At 27.1% G+C, this 22,760-nt stretch carries 27 protein-coding genes; 3 read left to right on the top strand and 24 right to left on the bottom strand.

The window, feature by feature from the left end; genetic code table 11:
- Nucleotides 1–24: 24 nt before the first annotated feature.
- From ACFIJ5_RS06685 to pta, 10 genes are all read right to left on the bottom strand, one after another.
- A complete protein-coding gene (locus tag ACFIJ5_RS06685; protein WP_379805313.1) occupies nt 25–132 on the bottom strand; it encodes a DUF4044 domain-containing protein in 108 nt (35 codons plus the stop codon).
- A gap of 176 nt (nt 133–308) precedes the next feature.
- On the bottom strand, nt 309–569 hold the full coding sequence (locus tag ACFIJ5_RS06680) for a stage V sporulation protein S (protein WP_379805310.1): 261 nt from the start codon (nt 567–569) through the stop codon (nt 309–311).
- A gap of 64 nt (nt 570–633) precedes the next feature.
- Nucleotides 634–1,710: an elongator complex protein 3 gene (locus tag ACFIJ5_RS06675; protein WP_379805308.1), complete on the bottom strand. Its 1,077-nt coding sequence runs from the start codon at nt 1,708–1,710 to the stop codon at nt 634–636.
- The gene (rnc, locus tag ACFIJ5_RS06670; RefSeq protein ID WP_379805305.1) at nt 1,710–2,411 is read right to left on the bottom strand and encodes a ribonuclease III; all 702 of its coding nucleotides are present in this window, start codon (nt 2,409–2,411) and stop codon (nt 1,710–1,712) included. Before rnc ends, ACFIJ5_RS06675 begins: the two co-directional genes overlap by 1 nt.
- Nucleotides 2,412–2,535: 124 nt before the next feature.
- On the bottom strand, nt 2,536–2,769 hold the full coding sequence (acpP, locus tag ACFIJ5_RS06665) for an acyl carrier protein (RefSeq protein WP_379805303.1): 234 nt from the start codon (nt 2,767–2,769) through the stop codon (nt 2,536–2,538).
- Nucleotides 2,770–2,863: 94 nt separating this feature from the next.
- Entirely contained in the window at nt 2,864–3,877 is a 1,014-nt protein-coding gene (plsX, locus tag ACFIJ5_RS06660; RefSeq protein ID WP_379805302.1) for a phosphate acyltransferase PlsX, read from the bottom strand.
- Between the two features lie 179 nt (nt 3,878–4,056).
- A complete protein-coding gene (gene rpmF, locus ACFIJ5_RS06655) occupies nt 4,057–4,239 on the bottom strand; it encodes a 50S ribosomal protein L32 (RefSeq protein ID WP_379805301.1) in 183 nt (60 codons plus the stop codon).
- 33 nt (nt 4,240–4,272) lie between these two features.
- A complete protein-coding gene (locus ACFIJ5_RS06650; RefSeq protein ID WP_379805299.1) occupies nt 4,273–4,764 on the bottom strand; it encodes a YceD family protein in 492 nt (163 codons plus the stop codon).
- Nucleotides 4,765–4,896: 132 nt separating this feature from the next.
- Nucleotides 4,897–6,093 (bottom strand): acetate kinase, encoded by a 1,197-nt coding sequence (locus ACFIJ5_RS06645; RefSeq protein WP_379805298.1) that lies wholly within the window; start codon nt 6,091–6,093, stop codon nt 4,897–4,899.
- A gap of 48 nt (nt 6,094–6,141) precedes the next feature.
- On the bottom strand, nt 6,142–7,146 hold the full coding sequence (pta, locus tag ACFIJ5_RS06640; protein ID WP_379805296.1) for a phosphate acetyltransferase: 1,005 nt from the start codon (nt 7,144–7,146) through the stop codon (nt 6,142–6,144).
- A 344-nt stretch (nt 7,147–7,490) separates the two neighbouring features.
- On the opposite strand from pta, the gene ACFIJ5_RS06635 reads away from it, so the two are divergent.
- Complete coding sequence (locus ACFIJ5_RS06635; protein WP_379805294.1) at nt 7,491–8,714, top strand: nucleotidyltransferase; 1,224 nt, start codon at nt 7,491–7,493, stop codon at nt 8,712–8,714.
- Between the two features lie 211 nt (nt 8,715–8,925).
- Nucleotides 8,926–9,990 (top strand): sporulation integral membrane protein YlbJ, encoded by a 1,065-nt coding sequence (gene ylbJ / locus ACFIJ5_RS06630; protein ID WP_379809557.1) that lies wholly within the window; start codon nt 8,926–8,928, stop codon nt 9,988–9,990.
- On the opposite strand, the gene ACFIJ5_RS06625 is transcribed toward ylbJ, so the two are convergent.
- The 7 genes from ACFIJ5_RS06625 to ACFIJ5_RS06595 form a co-directional block, all read right to left on the bottom strand.
- Complete coding sequence (locus ACFIJ5_RS06625) at nt 9,973–10,497, bottom strand: ATPase (RefSeq protein WP_379805292.1); 525 nt, start codon at nt 10,495–10,497, stop codon at nt 9,973–9,975. The two genes, ylbJ and ACFIJ5_RS06625, sit on opposite strands and share 18 nt — an antisense overlap.
- Before the next feature lie 12 nt (nt 10,498–10,509).
- Complete coding sequence (coaD, locus tag ACFIJ5_RS06620) at nt 10,510–11,013, bottom strand: pantetheine-phosphate adenylyltransferase (RefSeq protein ID WP_379805290.1); 504 nt, start codon at nt 11,011–11,013, stop codon at nt 10,510–10,512.
- Nucleotides 11,006–11,572 (bottom strand): 16S rRNA (guanine(966)-N(2))-methyltransferase RsmD, encoded by a 567-nt coding sequence (gene rsmD, locus ACFIJ5_RS06615; RefSeq protein WP_379805289.1) that lies wholly within the window; start codon nt 11,570–11,572, stop codon nt 11,006–11,008. The genes coaD and rsmD overlap by 8 nt, the downstream gene beginning before the upstream one ends.
- Before the next feature lie 125 nt (nt 11,573–11,697).
- Nucleotides 11,698–11,931, bottom strand: a complete 234-nt coding sequence (locus tag ACFIJ5_RS06610) for a small, acid-soluble spore protein, alpha/beta type (protein ID WP_379805288.1) — start codon at nt 11,929–11,931, stop codon at nt 11,698–11,700.
- Between the two features lie 122 nt (nt 11,932–12,053).
- Nucleotides 12,054–14,081: an ATP-dependent DNA helicase RecG gene (recG, locus tag ACFIJ5_RS06605; RefSeq protein ID WP_379805286.1), complete on the bottom strand. Its 2,028-nt coding sequence runs from the start codon at nt 14,079–14,081 to the stop codon at nt 12,054–12,056.
- A gap of 66 nt (nt 14,082–14,147) precedes the next feature.
- Nucleotides 14,148–15,782 (bottom strand): DAK2 domain-containing protein, encoded by a 1,635-nt coding sequence (locus ACFIJ5_RS06600; RefSeq protein WP_379805284.1) that lies wholly within the window; start codon nt 15,780–15,782, stop codon nt 14,148–14,150.
- Between the two features lie 15 nt (nt 15,783–15,797).
- Entirely contained in the window at nt 15,798–16,148 is a 351-nt protein-coding gene (locus ACFIJ5_RS06595; RefSeq protein WP_379805281.1) for an Asp23/Gls24 family envelope stress response protein, read from the bottom strand.
- Nucleotides 16,149–16,340: 192 nt separating this feature from the next.
- Between ACFIJ5_RS06595 and rpmB the strand changes: the two genes are divergently transcribed.
- Nucleotides 16,341–16,532: a 50S ribosomal protein L28 gene (gene rpmB, locus ACFIJ5_RS06590; RefSeq protein WP_379805279.1), complete on the top strand. Its 192-nt coding sequence runs from the start codon at nt 16,341–16,343 to the stop codon at nt 16,530–16,532.
- A gap of 147 nt (nt 16,533–16,679) precedes the next feature.
- On the opposite strand, the gene ACFIJ5_RS06585 is transcribed toward rpmB, so the two are convergent.
- The 7 genes from ACFIJ5_RS06585 to rlmN all read right to left on the bottom strand — a co-directional run bounded on the left by ACFIJ5_RS06585 (nt 16,680) and on the right by rlmN (nt 22,753).
- Nucleotides 16,680–16,841: a hypothetical protein gene (locus ACFIJ5_RS06585; RefSeq protein WP_379805277.1), complete on the bottom strand. Its 162-nt coding sequence runs from the start codon at nt 16,839–16,841 to the stop codon at nt 16,680–16,682.
- A gap of 183 nt (nt 16,842–17,024) precedes the next feature.
- The gene (locus ACFIJ5_RS06580; RefSeq protein ID WP_379805275.1) at nt 17,025–17,660 is read right to left on the bottom strand and encodes a thiamine diphosphokinase; all 636 of its coding nucleotides are present in this window, start codon (nt 17,658–17,660) and stop codon (nt 17,025–17,027) included.
- A 1-nt stretch (nt 17,661) separates the two neighbouring features.
- Entirely contained in the window at nt 17,662–18,312 is a 651-nt protein-coding gene (rpe, locus tag ACFIJ5_RS06575) for a ribulose-phosphate 3-epimerase (protein ID WP_379805273.1), read from the bottom strand.
- Nucleotides 18,309–19,184 (bottom strand): ribosome small subunit-dependent GTPase A, encoded by an 876-nt coding sequence (rsgA, locus tag ACFIJ5_RS06570; RefSeq protein ID WP_379805270.1) that lies wholly within the window; start codon nt 19,182–19,184, stop codon nt 18,309–18,311. Before rsgA ends, rpe begins: the two co-directional genes overlap by 4 nt.
- A 44-nt stretch (nt 19,185–19,228) precedes the next feature.
- Complete coding sequence (gene pknB, locus ACFIJ5_RS06565) at nt 19,229–20,983, bottom strand: Stk1 family PASTA domain-containing Ser/Thr kinase (RefSeq protein WP_379805267.1); 1,755 nt, start codon at nt 20,981–20,983, stop codon at nt 19,229–19,231.
- Nucleotides 20,980–21,705: a Stp1/IreP family PP2C-type Ser/Thr phosphatase gene (locus ACFIJ5_RS06560; RefSeq protein WP_379805264.1), complete on the bottom strand. Its 726-nt coding sequence runs from the start codon at nt 21,703–21,705 to the stop codon at nt 20,980–20,982. The genes pknB and ACFIJ5_RS06560 overlap by 4 nt, the downstream gene beginning before the upstream one ends.
- Nucleotides 21,706–21,721: 16 nt before the next feature.
- A complete protein-coding gene (gene rlmN, locus ACFIJ5_RS06555) occupies nt 21,722–22,753 on the bottom strand; it encodes a dual-specificity RNA methyltransferase RlmN (RefSeq protein WP_379805261.1) in 1,032 nt (343 codons plus the stop codon).
- Between the last annotated feature and the right edge of the window lie 7 nt (nt 22,754–22,760).

The raw sequence follows: 22,760 nt of genomic DNA, 5'->3' as shown, positions 1-22,760 counted from the left end.
ACACTCTCCTATATTACTATAAGCTTATCTTCCAAACACCATTGGTAATAATGTAACTACAAATATAACTATAATTACATAAACCATTATTTTCGTCATTTTCTCTCTTTGCTTCTTTCTCAATTTGCTCACCTCTATTAAAATTTAACTTACTAATTCGAACTTGGCTTCAAGTACAGTTTATACTGAATCCGTAGATATATTTTAACATTCGACATCTATATTAGTTTATAGTATATCAAAAAAAATATCAATGACATTATTGTATTTAAATAGGCTCTCATGATTTAAATCATGAGAGCCTTTTTTTATCTTGCTTCAACTATTAATTTAATAGCGGTTCTTTCTTCACCATCAATTTCTATTTGTGAAAAAGCTGGAATAGTCACTAAATCAATACCATTAGGAGCCACAAATCCCCTCGCTATAGCTATTGACTTAACTGATTGATTTACTGATCCTGCACCAATTGCTTGAATTTCTGCAACCTTATTATCTCTTACAATAGCTGCCAATGCCCCTGCAACTGATTTTGGAGAAGATTGAGCTGATACTTTTAATACTTCCATAGTTATATTCCTCCCTATAAAAATTATTATTACTATTTATAGGAACTATATTCTATAAAAACCATCAATATCCTTTTTTATACTTATTTTGAATATACTCACCAAATGACAACTTATTACATTTTTTATCACCTTCTATAATAAGTTCACCTCTTTTAATCAAATCATCCTGAATAACTTTAATTTTAATTGTCTTTAATTGCTTTTTCATGTCGTTAAAAAATTGTTTCTTGTTTGCATATAATTTTGATATATCTCTAGGATTAACTCTTAATATTATATTTTCTTCATTTATGTATTTTAAATTATCAAGAATCATATCATTATATATACTTCCATCTACTAATTCTCTAAATGCAGGATGAAAAGGTCCTTCTAACAATTCTTTTCCCACATTAATCTCTTCTGTAGGCTGCAGTCCAACTCTTATCACGTTTATATTACTACTTAAGAACATTCCGTATATATCTTTACAAATCTCTACTGCTTCATCTAAAGTATATGGTTTATATATCCCATTTAAATACATTCTTTCCATAGGTGTATTTTTTATAACTAATGCAGGATAAATTCTACATATACTAGGTTTCATTTTTATAACTTTCCTTGCAGTTTGTATATCTTTCTTAAAATTATCACCTGGAAGACCAAGCATAATTTGATGACCTAATGTAAAACCATATTTCTTTATTAATTTCGAAGCATTATATACATCTTCACCTGTATGACCACGTCCTGATTTTAAAAGAACATCCTCATCCAAAGATTGTACACCAAGTTCTATAATATCTAAACTGTACATTTTTAAATTATCTAATATTTCTTCATTTATATAATCTGGTCTCGTAGATATACGTATATAATCTATTTTACCATTGTCTTTATATTTTTTTGCTACTTGTAAAAGTTCTTTTTGTTTATCTATGTCAATAGCTGTAAACGTTCCTCCGAAAAAAGAAACTTCTACTACTGCATTATTATTATCTATAGTTTGCAAATATTGTTCTATAATTTTTTCTGTATAATCTGCATCAACCTTTTCAGTAATACCTGTTATACTTTCTTGATTACAAAAAACACAATTATGAGGACATCCCTCATGTGGTACAAATATAGGTATTATATAATGTGATTTTGACATTATTTACCTCCAATTTCTTTTAAAGCTTTTTTTGCAGCATTTTGCTCAGCTTCTTTTTTACTATAACCATTACCATTTCCTAAAATTTTGTCATCTACAATTACATCTACGTAAAATTTTCTCCTATGTGGGGGGCCTTCATGTTTAACTAAGTTATACATAATTGAGATTTCTCCTCTTTGCTGTATATCTTCTTGTAACTTAGTCTTATAATCTAAAATTATTTCATTATTAACAGCCTTTTTTATATTTTCATCAAAAGTACACACAATAAATTCTTTTGCACATTCAAAACCCTTATCTAAGTAAATGGCAGCAATTATTGCCTCTACACAATCTGACAAAATCGATACCCTTGTTCTTCCTCCTGTAAGTTCTTCACCTTTGCTCATATTAATATATTTACCCAATTCCCATTTTTTTGCAATTTGATATAATGAATTTTCACATACAATTAAAGCTCTTATTTTAGTCAAATCTCCTTCATCTTTTTTATTATATTCCTTAAACAAATATTCTGAGATTGTTAACTCTAAAACAGCATCCCCTAAAAATTCTAATCTCTCATTAAATTTAGTATTTTTTTTATGATTTACATATGAACTATGAGTAAGTGCTATTTCTAATAAATTTTTATTTTCAAATTTTACTCCTATTTTTTCTTCTAACTCCATTAGAATGTTTTTTCTTGAATACTCCATATTCACTTTCCTTTCTAATAAAGTTTATTCTTCAATTTGCACCAAAACGCAAATTCAAGAATAAACTATATAATATTATTCATAAAAACTTAAAGTCCCGTAATACAAACGGGACCTTTTTTTACTATTCTTCAACATGTTGTTTTATGTATTCAACAACATCTCCAACTGTAGAAACTTTTTCAGCATCTTCATCTGGAATTTCCATATCAAATTCCTCTTCTAATGCCATTACAAGTTCTACGATATCTAAAGAATCTGCTCCTAAATCATCTATAAAAGAAGATTCCATTTTTATTTCTTCTTCATCTAAACTTAACTGTTCAACTATTATTTTTTTTACTTTATCAAAAATCATATTCTCACCTCCTAAAAAAATCTACAAATAGATAATAGTATATAAAATTGATATCGTCAATATAATAATATCATCAATACCACAAAATTTATTCCTAATTATCCTTTTTTTCTTGTTTTTCATTTTCTATTTCAGCCTTTATCTTATCAATAATTTTATTTTTATGAAATTTTATAGCCTGTCTTATAGCATTTTTAATAGCTTTTGAATCTGAACTTCCATGAGCTTTTATACATATACCTTTAACACCTAAAAAAGCTGCTCCACCATATTCACTATAATCATAATCTTTTTTGAACTTATTAAATACTGGTTTAAGAAGTGCTCCTCCTATTTTAGTTCTAGTTGAAGACATAATTTCTTCTTTTAATACTGAAAAAATTGTAGATGCAACACCCTCGTACATCTTCAAAACCGTATTTCCAACAAATCCATCACATACTAATACATTTGTTTCTCCTTTTGGTATTTCTCTTGGTTCTACATTACCAACAAAATTTATCTCACTTTCTTTTAAGAGTTTATGTGCCTCTTTTGTAAGTGTATTACCTTTTTCTTCTTCAGACCCTATATTAATAAGCCCAACAGTAGGATTACTCATGTTTAGTATATTTTCAAAATAAGTTTTACCCATTACAGCAAATTGAAGCAAATTTATAGGCTTACACTCAGCATTAGCACCACAATCTATGAGCATCCATGGGCCACCTTTACTTGGTAAAACTGGTGCTATTGCTGGTCTATCAATTCCTCTTATTCTACCAACTATGAATAAGGACCCTGCCATAAACGCACCTGTACTTCCAGCAGAAATCACAGCATCCGCTTCTTTATTTTTAACTAAATTTAATGCTTTATACAAACTTGAATCTTTTTTCCTTCTTATAGCCTTAACTGGTTGTTCATTATTGCTTATAACATCTTTAGCATCTACAATTTTAATTTTTTGTTTATCATATTGATAATTTGAAAGTTTATTTTTTATAATATCTTGTGGTCCTGTTATTATTATCTCTATATCCTTAAATTCATTTACTGCTTTTACACACCCTTCCACTATACAATCAGGTGCAAAATCTCCTCCCATACCATCTACTGCTATTATCATATTAATAACCTCACTTTATATAAAAATAAAACCTCTAATGTTTATTATATCCTTAACTATATAACTATAGCAACAAAAACAAATATATTTACACATAAGATATGATTAAGGCCTAATGAATATAAAATAAACTTAATATAAGATAAAAAATAAAAGAAAGTCAATATGACTTTCTTTTATTATTTTTCAGTTGAAACAACTTCTTTATTTTTGTAGTATCCACAATTAGCGCATACTCTATGTGCAAGCTTCATCTCATGACATTGAGGACATTCAACTAAACCTGGTGCGCTTAGTTTAAATGTTTGAGCTCTTCTTGAATCTCTTCTTGCTTTTGATATTTTTCTCTTTGGATTACCCATCTATGAACACCTCCTTAATTAACTTAAATTAACTTAGAAAAAATCCTTTAACTTTGCCAACCTTGGATCAATATCTTCTTTATCACAATCACATTGTGAATAATTCAAATTTGCCCCACAAACTTGGCATAAGCCTTTACAATCCTCTTTACACAGCCTTTTTATTGGTAAGGCCATAATGATATTAGTACAAACAATATCATTTAAATCCAACTTACTATTATGTATAAAGATGACATCATCATCTTTATTTTCTTGATTGTTAGAAATTTTTTCATTTAATTCAACTTCAACAGTAAAATTAAATTTTTCTAAACATCTAGAACAAGTAAGAATAACCTCAGCTTTTAAATTACCATTTAGAGTTATTACATTCTCCAAATTTCTTAATGTAATATCCAAGTTAACAGGTTTAGAAAACTCTATAACTTCTCCACCAACATTAAGATTTTCTTCTTGAAAATTTAGTTCTAAATGCTGCTTAGTTATTTTTCTTTTTAATAAATCAGAAATATCAATTTTCATAACAAAGCACCTCTTGCAAGTAATTACAACAAACACCATTATTATATCGATAGTACAATTAAAAGTCAAGTTCTATTTATAAATGGTGGCACTTATTTCAAATAAATACCACCATTTTCTTAAAGTTAATACTTAGTTATTTTTTACAATTCCCTTAGTATCTCTAGCTATCATTAATTCTTCGTTAGTAGGTATAGAAAATACTTTAACTTTTGAATCATCTGTACTTATTTCTATTGCTTTACCTCTACCATTATTTTTTTCTAAATCTATTTTTATTCCTAAATATTCTAGTCCCTTACAAATAGCTTCTCTACCAACTATAGAATTTTCTCCTAATCCTGCTGTAAATACTAAACAATCAATTCCTCCCATAGCTGCTGTATAAGCACCTATGTATTTTTTAACTCTATAATAGAACATATCTAATGCTAATTTTGCCCTATGATTGCCTTCATCTGCTGCATTTTGTATATCTCTGAAATCACTACTTACTCCTGAAACACCTAAAACTCCTGATTTTTTATTCATTAAATTATCCATTTCTTCTACAGATAAATTTTCTGCTTTCATAACAAATGGTACTATAGCAGGATCTATATCTCCACATCTTGTTCCCATAACTAATCCTTCTAATGGAGTTAATCCCATAGAAGTATCAATAACTTTACCATGATCAACAGCGGCACAACTTGCTCCATTTCCTAAGTGACAAGTTAATATCTTTAAATCTTCAATATTTTTACCCATCATTTCTGCTGCAGTTAATGAAACATACTTATGAGAAGTTCCATGCATTCCATATCTTCTTACACTATGTTTACTATATAATTCATATGGAAGTGCATACATATATGCATATTCAGGCATTGTTTGATGAAATGCAGTATCAAATACAACTACCATTGGAGTATTTGGCATTAACTCTTTACAAGCATTAATACCTATGATATTTGCTGGATTGTGAAGTGGTGCAAGTTTAACACATGCTTCTAAATTTTTCATTACTTCATCATTTACTAATACAGAATGAGAATATTTTTCTCCTCCATGTACAACTCTATGTCCAACAGCAGATATTTCAGACATATTACTTATAACACCATGTTCTTCATCAATTAAAGCTTTCAAAACTAATTCTATTGCTACTTGATGATCTTTCATTGGTTTTTCTATTATGTATTTATCATCATCTACTTTTTGAGTTAATATAGAACCTTCTATTCCTATTCTTTCAACTAACCCTTTTGCAATATCTTTTTCTGTGTTCATATCAATTAATTGATATTTTAATGATGAACTACCACAGTTAATTACTAATATTTTCATTTTAAATTCCTCCCATGTCATAAAAAAGTATTTAAATATATTTTTTTACTATTTTTGTATGTTTTGGGCTTGAACTGCTGTTACAGCTACAACGTTTACTATATCATCTACACTGCAACCTCTTGATAAATCATTTATTGGTTTTGCAAAGCCCTGACATATAGGTCCTACTGCTTCTGCTTTAGCAAATCTTTGAACTAATTTATAACCAATATTTCCAGCTTGTAAATCAGGGAATATTAATATATTAGCCTTACCTGCTACTTCACTATTTGGTGCTTTCTGATCTGCTACTTTTTGTACTATAGAAGCATCTAATTGTAATTCCCCATCAATTAGTAAGTCAGGTCTCATTTGTTTTGCAAGTTCAGTCCCTTTTCTTACTTTGTCAACTAATTCATGATCAGCACTTCCCATAGTTGAGAAAGAAAGCATAGCTACTTTTGGCTCTAAATTACATAACCATTTTGCTGTTTCTGCAGTTGTAATTGCTATTGAAGCTAGTTGTTCAGATGATGGATTAGGATTTACTGCACAATCAGAGAACAATAACATTCCTTTTTCTCCATACTCACAATCAGGTACCATCATAATAAACACACTTGAAACTACTGAAGTTCCTGGTGCAGTTTTTATTATTTGAAGTCCTGGTCTTAAAAGATCTCCTGTAGTGTGAATAGCACCTGATACCATTCCTTCTGCATCTTCCATTTTTACCATCATTGTAGAAAAATATAACGGATCCCTTACTATTTTATCTGCTTTTTCTAATGTCATTCCCTTTTTCTTTCTTAATTCATAAAATGCATTTACATATTTTTCTAATTTATCGGACTTATCAGGATCTATTATCTCTATTCCTGAAAGATTAACACCTAATTCTTGTGCTTTTGTTTTTATTGATTCTTCATTTTCTACTAATATTACCTTAGCTAAAGAATTTGCAACTATTTTTTCAGCTGCTTTTAATGTTCTTTCCTCATTTCCTTCAGGAAGAACAATTTTTCTATTATCATTCCTAGCCATCTCCCAAATTTTTTCCATAAGTTCCATGTTCATTTCTCCTTTCTCTATTTAAGCAATACACACTTAATAATATAACGCTTTTTTATAACACTTTTCAATACAAAATATAAATTTATTTTAAAATATTTTATATTTTTTGTGTTAAAATAGTTTTCTTTGTTGAATCTTTTTATTGATAAAAACATAAAAAATTATTTATAATATAAATACTAAGTGATTCAACTTTTGCAATTACTAAATCTACAAAACCATAAATAACATGTTGTGTAAATGATTTTAAAACTATCATATGACAATTATTTTAGTAAACAATACTCCACTTGAAAAATTGTATTTTAAATTTGATATCTTTTATGAAAGGCGGCGTAAACGTGAAAATAAGCGGAATAATAGTTGAGTATAATCCTTTTCATAATGGCCATATTTACCATATAAACAAGACTAAAGAATTAACTAATTGCGATGGTTTAATAGCTGTTATGAGCGGAAATTTTGTTCAAAGGGGTATACCTGCAATAATAGATAAATGGTTAAGAACCAAAATAGCTTTAATGAATGGTGTAGATTTGGTGTTAGAATTACCCTGTGTATACAGTTTATCTTCAGCAGAATTTTTTGGATTTGGAGCTATTAGTCTTTTGAATAGTTTGGGAATAGTTGATAGTATATGTTTTGGAAGTGAAAATAATAACATAGAAACATTAATGACAATATCAAAAATATTTTCTAATGAACCAGAAGACTTTAAAATTTCACTAAAAAATTATTTAAATAAAGGCTTAAGCTATCCTTTAGCTCGAAGTAAGTCTTTACAAGAATATTTAAATAAAACATATGCATCTTTAAGACAAGAAGAATTAGATGATATATTAACTTCCTCAAATAATATTCTAGGAATTGAATATTGTAAAAGTATTCTAAAACTTAGCAGTAACATAAAACCGTTTTGCATTAAAAGAGAAGGAAACTCATATAATGATTTAAATTTAAATAGTTCTTTTTCATCTGCATCTGCAATAAGAAATTATTTAAAATCAAACAATAATTTTGATGTATTAAAAAACTTTATGCCTAAAAATTCATATGATATTTTTTGTAAATTAAATGAACTAAACTACCATTTCACTTTTGAAGAAGATGAATTTAAATATATAAAATATAAAGCTCTTACAACTAATAATACTCTAAATAAATTACCAGATATTTCAGAAGGCTTAGATAATAAAATTTTAAAAGAACTTATAAACTCTGTATCTTTAAATGATTTGATACTTAAAATTAAAAGTAAAAGATATACATATACTAGAATAAATAGAATATTAACTCATTTTTTTGTTGGATTTGATAATTATGACATTGCCACACTTAGAAAATCGCCTTGTCCTTATGCAAAAATTCTAGGATTTAATTCTACAGGCAGGAAAATTTTAAAATATATGAAATCAAATTCAAATATACCCGTTTATACAAAAATCCCAAAATTTAAAAATGATATATTAAATTTAGATATTCAATCAACTAAAGCATACAGCATAATAAATAAAAATATTCATCCTAACAGTGATTATTTAACAAGCCCAATAATACATACTTAAATTTAAAAGTAAACAAGACAAATCATAAATAAGGAATATAGATTTATAAACTCAATATATATATATTGTAAATGATTATTAGGAGTCTATCGAATTGCAATTAATTTATTATTTAATGATAATTACAATATTTATCTTATTAGTAGCTTTTTTAAAAACTTCTAAACTAAATACTTTTATGACTTTATTGTGCTCTTTTTTAATTTTGGAAATGATACTAAATCCTAAATTATGTATAAATTCCACTTTAAATGGTACAAAAATCTTCTTTAATTCTGTTTTTACTTCCCTATTTCCATTTTTAGTTATAACAAACATTATATTGCAATATGATGGAATAGAAATTTATTCTAACTTATTGGGTAAATCAATTTGTTCTCCACTGAATTTATCTAAAGAATGTAGTTTTCCTATAGTAATAAGTTTTATTTGTGGTTATCCCTTAGGTGCAAAATACACCTGTGATTTATATGAGCAGAAAATTATAGATAGAAATACATGTGAAAGGTTATTAAATATAGCTTCTAATGCTAGTCCCATGTTTGTGATTGGAGCGATAGGTACATCAATGTTAAAAAACAAATATTTAGGTTATTTATTGCTTATATCTCATTATATATCATGTATATTAATGGCAATAGTTTTAAAAAGTAAAAATAAACAATTATATATGAATTCATCCCCTCTTAATAAAAATTACAACAAAAGTAATATAGGTAAAATTCTCAAATCAAGTATAGAAAATGCTATTCATTCTTCTTTATCTATAGGGGGATTTATTATTCTATTTTCTATTATAACTACTTTATTAAAACAGAATTTACTTTTTAATATGATTATAAAATTAATTTCAAATATGTTAAATAGTTCCTATAATTTCATAAGTAGTCTTTTTATAGGGTCAATAGAAATGACAAATGGATGTTACTTAATTTCTTCTACCTCTTGTACTACAATTACCAAATTAATAGTAATTAGTTTTTTAATATCCTTTAGTGGTTTGTCAATAATTTGTCAAGTATACTCATTTAGCTGTAAATTTCATTTATCCATAAAAAAATATATAATTAGAAAACTTATTCAAGGAATTTTATGTTCTATAATAACATCCATTTTATATATTATAGTTATTTTCAAAACAAAAATACCAGTGTTTTATACTATGACTACTTACACTAAAGCATACAACACTAATTTTGCTATTGCTATGTGTTACATTTTACTAATGACACCTTATGTACTAGCTAAAGCAAAAAAGCTATTTCATATTTTTTAATTCCTTAATATTTTTTCTTAATACCTTGCTATTAACATTTACTTCTTTAGATACAGAATTCATAAATTGCTGTAATTCTATTTGTAAATTTTTAAGCATTTCACTACTTTTTTTATTTATTTCATTTTCAAGTTCTTGTAAAATTTCTTGTGCATAATCTTTTGAAGCAGTTCTTAACTCATTAGCATTCTTTTGAGCTGAAGTAATTATGTCTTCAGCCCGTTCTTGTGCTTTTTGAGTAATATTATGATTTTCGATTTCTCTCTTTATTATATTTACTTTTTCTTTTTTCAACATTTCTGCCTGTTTAAATGCATCATTTAATATTCTATCTTTTTCCTCGCAAATCCATTTAGCCTTTTTAAATTCATCTGGAAGAAAGTTTATAATTCTTTCAATAATGTCTGTAACTTCATCTTTATTTACAACGACTTTATTACCAACAATAAACTTTGGAGAATTTTCTATAATATCCTGTAGATATTCTAATAATTCAATGACCTCCATAGTTAACAACTCCTATTTATCTATAATATTTTTACTATTTTGTTTAATTTTTTTTATTATATCTTTTATTATATTATCAGGTACTAATTCTTTGATACAGCCTCCAAATATTGCTACCTGTTTTACTGAAGATGAACTTAAATATGAATATTTAGTACTAGTCATCATAAAAACCGTTTCTATATCTGGATCTAATTTATTATTCATAAGTGCCATTTGAAATTCATATTCAAAATCAGATACTGCTCTAAGTCCTTTGACTATAACTTTTATATCATTACTTTTCATAAAATCAATAAGTAATCCACTAAAGCTTTCAACTTTAATGTTTTTTAAATGTTTAGTAGCCTTTTTTATAAGATTTACCCTTTCATCAATTTCAAATAACCCTTTTTTGTTTGGATTTACAAGAACAGCCACAATTACTTCATCAAATACTCTTGAAGCTCTTTCTATAATATCCAAATGTCCATTTGTAATGGGATCAAAACTTCCAGGATATACAGCTCTATTCATCTTCGTCCTCCCCATATGCATAAAAACATACTGTAGTGTTTCCATATCTTCTCTTGTCTGTTAATTGAATTTTTCCGTTGCCCTCATAAATATCTTCAATTGTGTCAATTTTACAGACAATTAACCCTTCTCTATTTAAAAGTTTTTTCTCATGAATAATATCTACTGATAAAGGTATCATTTCCTTTCTATAAGGTGGGTCAATAAATATTAAATCAAATTCTAATCCTTTATCTCCTAAGCTTTTAAGTGCTTCATAGGAATCCATATTGTAACACTTACATCTATCTTCAAATCTTAAATTTTCTACATTCTTTTTTAATAAACCAAATGTTACAGGATGTTTGTCAATTAAATAACATTCTTTTGCACCTCTACTTACAGACTCTAAACCTAAACTACCTGTACCTGCAAATACGTCTATTGTCTTAGCTCCATAAACTCGAGTTTGAATTATACTAAAAATTGATTCTTTTATCCTATCTAAAGTTGGTCTTGTATTCATTCCTTCTGGTGATAAAAGTTTTCTGCCTCTTGCTTCGCCTGCTATTATTCTCATATGTTTTCCTCCCTGTCACATCAGTTAATAATTTGTCATTGTTTTCGTAAATATTTTAGCATATATAATTAAATTATACAAAAAAAATTATATAATATAAGGGCGGAAATATCCGCCCTAAAAAACTATTTTTGTCCATTCATTAAATCGCGTTCAGCCATTTCTATCATCTTTTTGACCATGTATCCACCCACCGAACCACAATCTTTTGAAGTCATATTTCCCCAATATCCATCTTCCGGTACATGAACGCCTATTTCATTAGCTACTTCATATTTAAATTGTCTTAGTACTCCTTTAGCATCTGGTACTTCCTTTTGGTTTTTTGATCCAATATCATTATTTGTATAATTAATCATAGATCAAACACCTCCAAAATATATTGCAAATTTTATTTGCAATATTATATTGTGCATTAACGCAAACCAATAAACAGGTGTTGTAATGGAATAATTTTATTTTTTATACTAAATATATATATTTAATTAAAACAAATATATTTTGAACTTTCTTCAATTTTTTTGATTATTTGCTGTTTCACCTCTAAATCTTCTACATTAGTACTATTAAATAGTATTTTTGCTTCATTGTTAGCTTTTTTTAATAATTGGGCATCTTCTATTATATTACTTAAAATAAATCCATTATCTCCATGCTGTTTAAATCCAAAAATTTCTCCAGAACCTCTTATCTTTAAATCCTCTTCTGATATATAAAAACCATCATTACTATTTTGAATTATCTCCATTCTTTTTCGTGTAATATTATTTTTAATATCTGCAATTAAAATACAATATGACTTATAATCTCCTCTACCTACTCTTCCTCTAAGTTGGTGTAATTGAGCCAATCCAAACCTCTCAGCATTTTCAATAATCATTAATGCTGCATTAGGTACATTTACTCCTACTTCAATTACAGTAGTTGAAATTAAAACTTTTGTTATTCCTTTTTTAAAATTATTCATTACTTCTTCTTTATCTTTATTATTCATTTTTCCATGTAATATTTCTACATTTATGTCATAAAAATATTTTTCTTTTAATTCCTCATATAAACTTTCAACAGACATTATATTTAATTTATCATTCTCCTCCACCAATGGACAAACTACATAAACTTGTCGTCCTAAATTGATTTGTTTCAATGCAAAATTGTATACTCTTTCTTTATAACTCTTCGTCACAAAATATGTATCTACTTTTTTTCGTCCAGGTGGTAACTCATCAATAATAGAAACATCCAAATCCCCATATAAAAATAAACTTAGTGTTCTAGGAATAGGAGTTGCACTCATTACTAATATATCTACATTTATTCCCTTTGAAGTTAATTTATTTCTCTGCATAACTCCAAATCTATGTTGTTCATCCGTAACAACCAAGCCCAAATTTCTAAACTCTACATCATCTTGAATCAATGCATGAGTTCCTATTATAATATCTATCTTTCCTTGGCGTAATTTCTCTTTTATTTTTTCTTTTTTCTTCTTATTTACACTACTAGTTAATAATTCTACCTTAACATTAAATTCATTTAATAACTCTGTAACTTCATGAAAATGTTGATTAGCAAGTATTTCTGTAGGAACCATCATAGCTACTTGATATCCATTTTTAACTACATTAAACATAGCAATAATAGATACTATTGTTTTTCCACTTCCAACATCACCTTGAACCAATCTATTCATAGGTGAAGATTTTTTCCCATCTAGTAATATTTCTCTAGTAACTTTATTCTGAGATTTTGTTAATTTATAAGGTAATTTATTTTTTAACTCTTTTAATTCATCTGAAATTGTAAAATCAATACCTTCTTTATTCTTTTTAACATAATCTTTTATTACAAATAATTTTACACAATACGTAAACATTTCTTGAAACTTTAGTCTTCTAATAGCTTCTCTTAGTTCATGTGTATTGTTAGGATTATGTATACTATTAATTGCTGTATCTAAATCACAAAATTTATATTTTTTTATAATCCACAGTGGTAAATTTTCTTTGATTTTCATTGATTTCAAAACTACAGCAATTGTCTTCCTTAAAATTGTATTTGTTATTTTACCTTTTAAAGCATACTTAGGTTCTATGCCCTTAAATTCAACGTTATTATTTACAATCTTAGGATTTATTATGTATAGCTTATTATTATACTTTTCAATTTTACCTACTAGTATATACTTTGAATTCATTCTAAATTTTGACTTTATATATGGTTGATTAAACCATTTTGCATATAATGTGTTAACTCCATCGCTTAATACTATAGAAGTTACTATTTTATTATTTTTTTTAACGTCTCTATATATTTTTACTACTTTCACTTTTATTATATTTTTTTTGTCAATAACAATACCATTTTTATACGCAACATTTATTATTTCATAATCTCTAGGAAAATATAATAATAAATCTAATATATTAAAAATATTACATTTACAAAACATCTCTTTAGTTTTTGGTCCTACGCCTTTTATAGAACTCAAATCACTATATACATCCATATTAATTCACTCCAAAATAATAATAATAATAATATATAACTAATAAAAAAAGCCCTAAGGCTTTTTTTATTCAGCAGAAACTATAAAATAATATAATGGCTGCTGTCCATCATAACATTGTATTTCCATTTCAGGATATTTTTCTTCAAGTCTTTCAGTAAGTCGTTCTACTTGTTTTTTATCGCAATCTTTTCCATAAAAAACAGTTAGCAACTCTTTATCCTCATCCACTAATTTAGATGTTATTTTTTCGCATACGTCATAAATATCATTACCTACTTCATCTATTTTGTTTTCTACTAATCCTAATATATCTCCTTGTTTTATAACTTTACCTTCATTTTCAGTATCTCTTACTGCATAAGTAACTTTTCCTGTGCTAACACCTTCAATTGCTTCATTCATAGCCTCTATATTATCATTTATATCAGCTTCATTATTAAATAAAGTTATAGCTGCAATTGCTTGAGGAATAGTTTTAGTAGGTATTACATAAACATTTTTCTTTGAAAGTTCAACTGCTTGATTTGCAGACATTATTATATTTTTATTATTAGGTAATATAAAAATTCTTTCTGCATTCAACTCATTTATGCATTCTAATATATCTTGTGTACTAGGATTCATTGTTTGTCCGCCTTCAATTACACAATCTACCCCTAAATCTTTAAATATATTTCTTATACCTTCACCCATAGCTACAGAAATAAAAGCATATTTTTTTATTTCTTCATCTTGAGCAATTTCTTCTTCATCAACATCATTTTTATCAATTACCAAATGTCTATGTTGCTCTCTCATGTTATCAATTTTAATTTTAGACAAAGCTCCTAATTTAATAGCTTTTGATAAAATTAATCCTGGATCATTAGTATGTATATGAACTTTAACCACATCATCTAAACCAACTACTACCATTGAATCTCCATGAGGCTCTAATTCATTCTTAAATTTATCTACATCTATATTTGAACCCAAAAGGAAAAATTCTGTACAATATCCATATTTTATATCTTTTGTATCCATCTTAACAACAGCAGATTGCTGTGCTTGTATTTCAGCAGATTCTTTTGTAATCTCAAAATCTGTATTTTCCTTTAAAGCTTCTTTCATTGCTTTTAGTATGATTAACAATCCCATACCACCTGCATCTACCACTTTTGCTTCTTTTAAAGCTGGAAGCATATCTGGAGTTTTATTAAGAACCTCTTCACTATGAATACATACTTCTTCTAACAATTCTTGTATATCATTTTTATTGGATTCAGCTGCTTTTTCTCCTGCACATCTTATAATAGTAAGTATAGTACCTTCTGTAGGTCTCATTACCGCTTTATATGCATATTTTGAACCTTCCACTAAACTATTAGCAAAGTCCTTTACATTAACTTCTTCCTTATCCTCTAATCCTTTTGCAATTCCTCTAAATATTTGAGAGAAAATAACTCCTGAGTTTCCTCTTGCTCCCATCAATGCACCTTTGGCCATTGTTTTAGCAAGATTTGCTATTGTACTATTTTTACAATCTTGCATTTCATTAACTGCGCTTTTCAATGTCATAGACATATTAGTTCCTGTATCTCCATCAGGAACTGGAAAAACATTTAATGAATTAACAAAATTCTTCTGTTCTTCTAATCTATTTGATGCATTTACCATCATATTATAAAAATTACGTCCATTTATCACTAAATGTTCCAATTTTAGTACCTCCTCTTATACCCTAACGCCCTGAACATTTACTGTTATTCTACTAACACTTACTCCGGTAAATTTTTCAATATTGTATTTTACCCTTTGTATAATATTATTTGCTATAACAGAAATTTTAGTTCCATATTCAACTATTATATATAATTCTATAAATAATTGATTATCTTTTGTTTGGATTTTTACACCTTTACTTAAATTTTCTTTTTTTAAAAGTTTCCACAACCCATCAGTTGAATTTTTAGAAGCCATACCTACTACTCCATAACATTCCATAGTAGAAAGCCCAATCATTTTAGCTAATACTTCATTTGAATAGTAAACTTCTCCAAATTTATTGGTAATGCTTCCATTCATGAAAATTCCTCCTTACTTATTGCCATATGTCTTATTTTATATTAAATAAGTAATTTATTCAAGAAAATAAATGACATTATCTATTAAATTTATTTTTATACTTGAAATAAGTATATCACCTATGATAAAATAAGTTCTGTTCAGTTCATCAATTTTTTGATGTTTTTACATTGACATAGGGAGGTGTTTTCAATGTCAAAAAAATGCGAAGTATGTGGTAAAGGCGTTGTTTCAGGTGTTCAATACAGCCATTCACATCGTCAAAATAAAAGAAAATGGGCGCCAAACGTTCAAAAAGTAAAAGCTATAGTTAATGGTACTCCAAAAACTATATGCGTTTGTACTAGATGCCTACGTTCAGGTAAAGTTGAACGTGCTATATAGTATGAGTAAATAAAATAAAAAATGCAGTTGAATTTCAATTGCATTTTTTTATTTTTTGCTTACTTATTTTTTTTTACAAATATTTTAACTATGCATGATAATATTTTTGGTAATTTAATTGCTATTATCTTCATTAAAAAATCCTCCTTAATGATGACAATGTTTTGATATATACCAACCACAATAAATAAAGCCTAATCCTACTGCAGCAACCCACCCCCATATAGGAACAATAACCGCTAATAATATACCTATACCAATACACGTCATTATCAACCCTGTCTTTCTTCTTTTAAAAAATTTCCACACAATTATTACCCCTATAAATGTTACACTATATATTATATGAATTTAATTCAATTTTGTGATTATGTTTTTATAATTTCATTAATAATAAAAAAACTTACAGTATTTTATTATTAAATTTAAAACAATAACATATAAAAATATATTGTTTTAAACCTACTTATCTAAATACTGTAAGTTATACATCTAATCCTTGGCCAATATTATCAGTAAATTTCCACTTGAAAAATCTACTGATATTTCATTATGTAAAAATTCATTTGAAACTGTTAAAGAATCTCCTAATCTTAAATCATAATTACAAAGTGGATATTTAGCACCTTTTATACTTAAATTTTCTACTATGTCACTATAAGCTTGAAAAGATACTATAGTACCACATTCAGCTTGCAACTTTACACCTTTATTTACTAGAGTTATTATATTATGTTCATCTTTTATATAAGCTTTAATATCTAATTTTAAGCACTTTATAAGCAGCCCTAGGTTACCCAGCATATGATCTATTCTAGTACCTGTGAAACCCAATAACACTATTTCATTTGGTTTTAATCTTATTGCCTCATTAAGCGCAGATTCACTATCTGTAAAATCCTTTTGAGTTGGATGCTGAATAATTTTACATTTTCCTTTTTTGAAATCTTTTAATACATCTTCGTTTATAGAATCAAAATCACCTAAAAGTAAATCAGGACAAATCCTATATTCATATAAACAATTAGCTCCACTGTCTGCACATATGATAAAATTGCTATTTTTTATTTCTTTTCTTAATAATTGTTCTGATGGTGCTTTTCCTCCAGATATTATTACAATTTTCATTTTAAAATCCTTCTTCTAATCCTTTAATATTTTCAGCTATAGTTCCACCTGCAAATACACCTGAACCTGCTACTATTAAATTAGCACCTGCATCAACAACTTTTTTTATGTTATGTTTTTTTATTCCACCATCCACTTCTATCAATAAATCTTTATTTATATTTGAAGCTATTTTTGAAACTTGTCTAATTTTATCTAATGTATAATCTATAAATTTTTGTCCTCCAAAACCCGGATTAACAGACATTATCAATACCAAATCAACTTTATCGATTACATGTTTAATAATATCAACTGGAGTTGCAGGATTTATTGCTATTCCAGCTTTAATTCCAAAACTTTTAATATAATCAATTGTTCTATCAATATGTTTATCTGCTTCATAATGTATAGTGATTATATCAGCACCACTTTTAACAAATTCTTCTATATATTTAGATGGTTGTTCTATCATAAGATGAACATCAAATGTTAAGCTAGAAATGTTTCTAATACTCTTTATAACTGGAAAACCTAATGATATATTTGGTACAAACATTCCATCCATAACATCAATATGTACTGTGTCTATACCACATGCTTCTAATGTTTTTATATCTTCTCCTAATTTTGAAAAATCAGCTGATAATATTGATGGTGATAATTTAATCATTTTCTATTCCTCCTATTAGTAGAAATTTCTTCTAATGTTTTTATATAAAATTCATATCTCTCTTTAGATATTGTACCTCTAGATACTTCATCTTTTATCTTACATCCAGGCTCCTTAAAATGCAAACAATCTGAAAATTTACATTCTCCTTCATACTTTAGAAATTCTGGAAAATAATATTTAAGATTTTCTCTATTAATAAAACTGATATCTAATGAAGAAAATCCAGGAGTATCAACAATAAATCCATTACCATATTCTATAAGTTCACTATGTCTTGTGGTATGTTTTCCTCTTTTTAACTTATCACTTATTTCCCCTGTTTTCATTATTTCTTTTCCAATAATATTATTCAATATTGTTGATTTTCCTACCCCTGATGGTCCGCAAAAAACAGTTACTTCATCATCTAGATTTCTATTTAATTTTTCTAACCCAATTCCTTCTTTAGCATTTAATAATACTATTTCATATCCAGAACTTTCTATCATATTAATAATATGTTTAGTTTCTTTATCATTCTTATCAACTAAATCTATTTTATTTATACATATTAAAGTCTTTAATTTATTAGCTTCACATAAAATTAAAAAACTATTTAATAAATTTAAATTTATATCAGGATGTTTTAATGTTACAACAACAAAAGCTTGTGTTATGTTTGATACAAATGGACGTATTAATTGATTTTTCCTTGGATATATTTCTTCTATTACTCCTTGATTATTTTTAATGCATACTTCCACTATATCTCCCACCATAGGAGTAAATTTATTATGTCTGAATTTACCCCTAGCTTTGCATTTTATTAAATTACCTTCACCTTTAACATGATAAAGTCCTCCTACTCCTTTAACAATAATTCCTTTCATATTTCCTCCAAACTTTCTCAATTTTATCTTGTGATTTATATATTTTAAGGTTTTCCGCTCATTTCTTTACTATATTTAAAGTAACTTACACTAACATTTGTACCTTCTTCAACCTTTTTATTAGGTGGAACTGATTGATTGTATATTTTTCCGTCTTTCTCCTTGTCACCAGTTTTTATTTCTACCTTACTTCCTAATTTTAAATTCAAACTTTCCAATATACTTTTAGCTTCATCTATTGTTTTATTATATAAGTTTGGAACTTGTATAAGATCATCTTGCGAAGATTTACTAACAACTAAATCAATTTTATAACCTGCTTTATATTTTTTTCCTTGTGTAGGAAATTGTTCTACTACATTACCTTTTTGTACATTTTCACTAGATGTATATCTAATTTCACCAATACTAAATCCACTATCTATTATTTTCTGTTTAGCTAAATTAATATTCATATCAACTAAGTCAGGAACTTCGTTATTTTTGTTTCCAGCACTTATTTTTACCTGAATTTCTGAGTCAGATTTCACATTTGTTCCTGGTTTGGGATAACAATAAATCACTTCATTTTTAGGTTTGTCACTTTCCTCACTAGATAAAATCATGAACTTTAATCCTTTATCTTCTACCATTCTTTTTGCTTGATTTTTATCTAATCCTATAATATCAGGAATATCAACATTTTTATTTCCAAATTTTTTAGTAGCAAACACATTTGCAATTATACCTACTACTGAAACAACAATTAATATTGAAACTGCAATAATAGCTATTTTCTTTTTATCTTTAGTTTGTTTTTTTCTTCTTGTCTTTTTTAATCTTGTATTATTATTATCCTTTTCATAATTATAATCATCTTCTTCGTACTCATCACCATCTTCAAAATTTTCATATTCATTATAATTATTTGTATTTACATCTATAGGCTCCATTACTCTAGTATAGTCATCATCATAATTATTAAATTTTATATCTATATTTTTATTATTCTTTAAGTTATTTAACTCATTTATAAGTTCTTGAGCACTTTGGTATCTTTTAATAGGCTCTTTATCTATACATTTCAGTATTAAATTATTTAGACTTTCTGGAATACTAGGATTAACCTTTATAGGTGGTACTACAGAACCTTCTATATGTTTTAATGCTACACCTACAGGAGAATCTGCATCATATGGAACCTTTCCAGTCACCATTTCATACATTATTATTCCTAATGAGTAAAGATCACTCCTACAATCAACAAAAGAACCTCTTGCTTGTTCAGGTGAAAAATAATGTGCCGATCCTACTACCCTTGCTGTATTTGTTATGGTACTAAAATTTGATACTCTTGCTATTCCAAAATCTGTAACTTTCACTTTTTCATTTTCTGTTATCAATATATTATGAGGTTTTATGTCTCTATGAACTATGTTATTCTTATGTGCACAATCTAATGCTTCAGCTATCTCAATAGCTATATCTATTGACTTTAAATATTCTATTCTGCCTTCTTCTTTTATAAGTTCTTTTAAAGTTTTCCCTTTTACATACTCCATAACTATATAATTTATGTCATCTTGATTACCTACATCATAAATATTTACAATATGATTATCTGATAAACTTCCAGCTGCCTTTGCTTCTGTTTGAAATTTATTTACAAAATCTTTATTATTTACAAATTCTTTTTTTAATATTTTAACTGCTACATAACGATTAAGTAAATGACATTTAGCCTTATATACTTCTGCCATTCCTCCTTCGCCTATTTTTTCAATTAATTCATATCTAGCCCCTAGTAAAGTACCTATCATTCATTACCCTCTCCTTCAAATAATACAACAGAAATATTATCTTTAGCACCTTTTTCTTTGCTTTCCTTCACCATTTGTTCACATATCACTTGATTATTCTTATATTGTTTAATTATACTATAAATTTCATTCTCATTTAACTCTTTTGTTAATCCATCTGTACATAAAATAACTTTTTGTCCTTTACATAGGCTTAATTCAAATATATCTACTTTCACTGAAAATTTAGTTCCAAGTGCTCTGGTAATTACATTTCTATTAGGATGTATGGCTGCCTCTTCTTTACTTATCTCTCCACTATCTAATAGTTGTTGAACTAAAGAATGATCTTTAGTTATTCTTAACATTTCATTCCCTTTTACAACATAACATCTACTGTCCCCAACATTTGCTACTACCATTTTATTCTTAACTACCAAACATGTTGTAATGGTAGTACCCATTCCTCTATACTCATTATTCTGACACGCTAGATGGAAAATTTCTGTATTGGCATATTGTACAGCTTCAATAAGACATTGCTTTAAATCATCAATTTCATCATAACGTTTTATACTTTCTAAAATCTTTTCTACTGCTAATTTACTTGCAATTTCTCCTGCATTATGTCCTCCTATGCCATCAGCTACAACATAAGCTCTCTTTTTGTTATCTTCATAAGCCCCAATATAATCTTCATTTTTCTTTCTATTATTCCCTATATCAGATAACATTCCCACCATTTTATAACACCCCCATCTATACCTTACTTTCTATATAACTTCTTCTTAATTGGCCACAAGCAGCATTAATATCTGAGCCCATTTCTTTTCTTATAGTAGTTTCAATATTATGTTTTAATAGTCTTTGTTGAAATTTTTTTATATTATCATTAGTAGATTTTTTAAAATCATTTTCTTTTATCTCATTAACTGGAATAAGATTTACATGACATAATAATCCACGCAGCAAGCTAGCTAATTCTTCTGCATTTTCAAAACTATCATTAAAATCCTTAACTAAAGCATATTCAAATGTAACTCTTCTATTTGTTTTGTTTATATAATATCTACAAGCCTCCATAATTTCCGATATAGAATATTTATTTGCTACAGGCATAACTTGTTTTCTTAACTCATCATTTGTAGCATGCAGTGATATAGCTAACGTTATTTGCAAATTTTCATCTGCTAATGTTTTAATTTTAGGTACAATACCACAAGTAGATAACGTTATATGTCTTTGTCCTATATTTAAACCATTTTCAGAATTAATTAACTTAATAAACTTAACTACATTTTCATAGTTATCAAAGGGCTCACCACTTCCCATAAGAACAACATTTGATATTCTTTCATTTATTTCCTTTTGTGCTGCTAATATTTGTGCTAATATTTCTCCGCTTGTTAAATTTCTTACTATACCATTTATAGTTGATGCACAAAATTTACATCCCATCCTACATCCTATTTGAGTTGAAACACAAATAGAATTACCATGTTTATATTTCATAACAACACTTTCAATTAAATTTCCATCTCTATATGCAAAAAGAAATTTGTATGTATCTTTCTCTTTTGACTCCAATCTAGCTACAGTTTTAGGAATTCCTATATAAAAATTTTCCTTTAAAATTTCTTTAGTTGATTTAGGTATATTTTTCATATCATCAAATTCAAATATACCCTTGTAAATCCAATCAAATACTTGCTTTGCTCTAAATTGCTTTTCACCTTTTTCTTTCATCCAGTTTTTTAACATTTCTATTGATATATCTAATATATTCTCCATATACAAA

Origin of the sequence: Haloimpatiens myeolchijeotgali, assembly GCF_042688525.2 — a bacterium.
Taxonomy (GTDB): Bacteria; Bacillota; Clostridia; order Clostridiales; family Clostridiaceae; genus Haloimpatiens.
The sequence above is the reverse complement of the archived record's forward strand: the minus strand, read 5'-3'. Positions and strand labels throughout refer to the sequence as shown.

Excerpts from the sequence above, each read along its gene's own strand:
- ACFIJ5_RS06680 (WP_379805310.1), bottom strand. The coding sequence starts at position 569 with ATGGAAGTATTAAAAGTATCAGCTCAATCTTCTCCAAAATCAGTTGCA.
- ACFIJ5_RS06675 (WP_379805308.1), bottom strand. The coding sequence starts at position 1,710 with ATGTCAAAATCACATTATATAATACCTATATTTGTACCACATGAGGGA.
- rnc (WP_379805305.1), bottom strand. The coding sequence starts at position 2,411 with ATGGAGTATTCAAGAAAAAACATTCTAATGGAGTTAGAAGAAAAAATA.
- acpP (WP_379805303.1), bottom strand. The coding sequence starts at position 2,769 with ATGATTTTTGATAAAGTAAAAAAAATAATAGTTGAACAGTTAAGTTTA.
- plsX (WP_379805302.1), bottom strand. The coding sequence starts at position 3,877 with ATGATAATAGCAGTAGATGGTATGGGAGGAGATTTTGCACCTGATTGT.
- rpmF (WP_379805301.1), bottom strand. The coding sequence starts at position 4,239 with ATGGGTAATCCAAAGAGAAAAATATCAAAAGCAAGAAGAGATTCAAGA.
- ACFIJ5_RS06650 (WP_379805299.1), bottom strand. The coding sequence starts at position 4,764 with ATGAAAATTGATATTTCTGATTTATTAAAAAGAAAAATAACTAAGCAG.
- ACFIJ5_RS06645 (WP_379805298.1), bottom strand. The coding sequence starts at position 6,093 with ATGAAAATATTAGTAATTAACTGTGGTAGTTCATCATTAAAATATCAA.
- pta (WP_379805296.1), bottom strand. The coding sequence starts at position 7,146 with ATGGAACTTATGGAAAAAATTTGGGAGATGGCTAGGAATGATAATAGA.
- ylbJ (WP_379809557.1), top strand. The coding sequence starts at position 8,926 with ATGATACTAAATCCTAAATTATGTATAAATTCCACTTTAAATGGTACA.
- ACFIJ5_RS06625 (WP_379805292.1), bottom strand. The coding sequence starts at position 10,497 with ATGGAGGTCATTGAATTATTAGAATATCTACAGGATATTATAGAAAAT.
- coaD (WP_379805290.1), bottom strand. The coding sequence starts at position 11,013 with ATGAATAGAGCTGTATATCCTGGAAGTTTTGATCCCATTACAAATGGA.
- rsmD (WP_379805289.1), bottom strand. The coding sequence starts at position 11,572 with ATGAGAATAATAGCAGGCGAAGCAAGAGGCAGAAAACTTTTATCACCA.
- ACFIJ5_RS06610 (WP_379805288.1), bottom strand. The coding sequence starts at position 11,931 with ATGATTAATTATACAAATAATGATATTGGATCAAAAAACCAAAAGGAA.
- recG (WP_379805286.1), bottom strand. The coding sequence starts at position 14,081 with ATGGATGTATATAGTGATTTGAGTTCTATAAAAGGCGTAGGACCAAAA.
- ACFIJ5_RS06595 (WP_379805281.1), bottom strand. The coding sequence starts at position 16,148 with ATGAATGGAAGCATTACCAATAAATTTGGAGAAGTTTACTATTCAAAT.
- rpmB (WP_379805279.1), top strand. The coding sequence starts at position 16,341 with ATGTCAAAAAAATGCGAAGTATGTGGTAAAGGCGTTGTTTCAGGTGTT.
- ACFIJ5_RS06580 (WP_379805275.1), bottom strand. The coding sequence starts at position 17,660 with ATGAAAATTGTAATAATATCTGGAGGAAAAGCACCATCAGAACAATTA.
- rpe (WP_379805273.1), bottom strand. The coding sequence starts at position 18,312 with ATGATTAAATTATCACCATCAATATTATCAGCTGATTTTTCAAAATTA.
- rsgA (WP_379805270.1), bottom strand. The coding sequence starts at position 19,184 with ATGAAAGGAATTATTGTTAAAGGAGTAGGAGGACTTTATCATGTTAAA.
- pknB (WP_379805267.1), bottom strand. The coding sequence starts at position 20,983 with ATGATAGGTACTTTACTAGGGGCTAGATATGAATTAATTGAAAAAATA.
- ACFIJ5_RS06560 (WP_379805264.1), bottom strand. The coding sequence starts at position 21,705 with ATGGTGGGAATGTTATCTGATATAGGGAATAATAGAAAGAAAAATGAA.
- rlmN (WP_379805261.1), bottom strand. The coding sequence starts at position 22,753 with ATGGAGAATATATTAGATATATCAATAGAAATGTTAAAAAACTGGATG.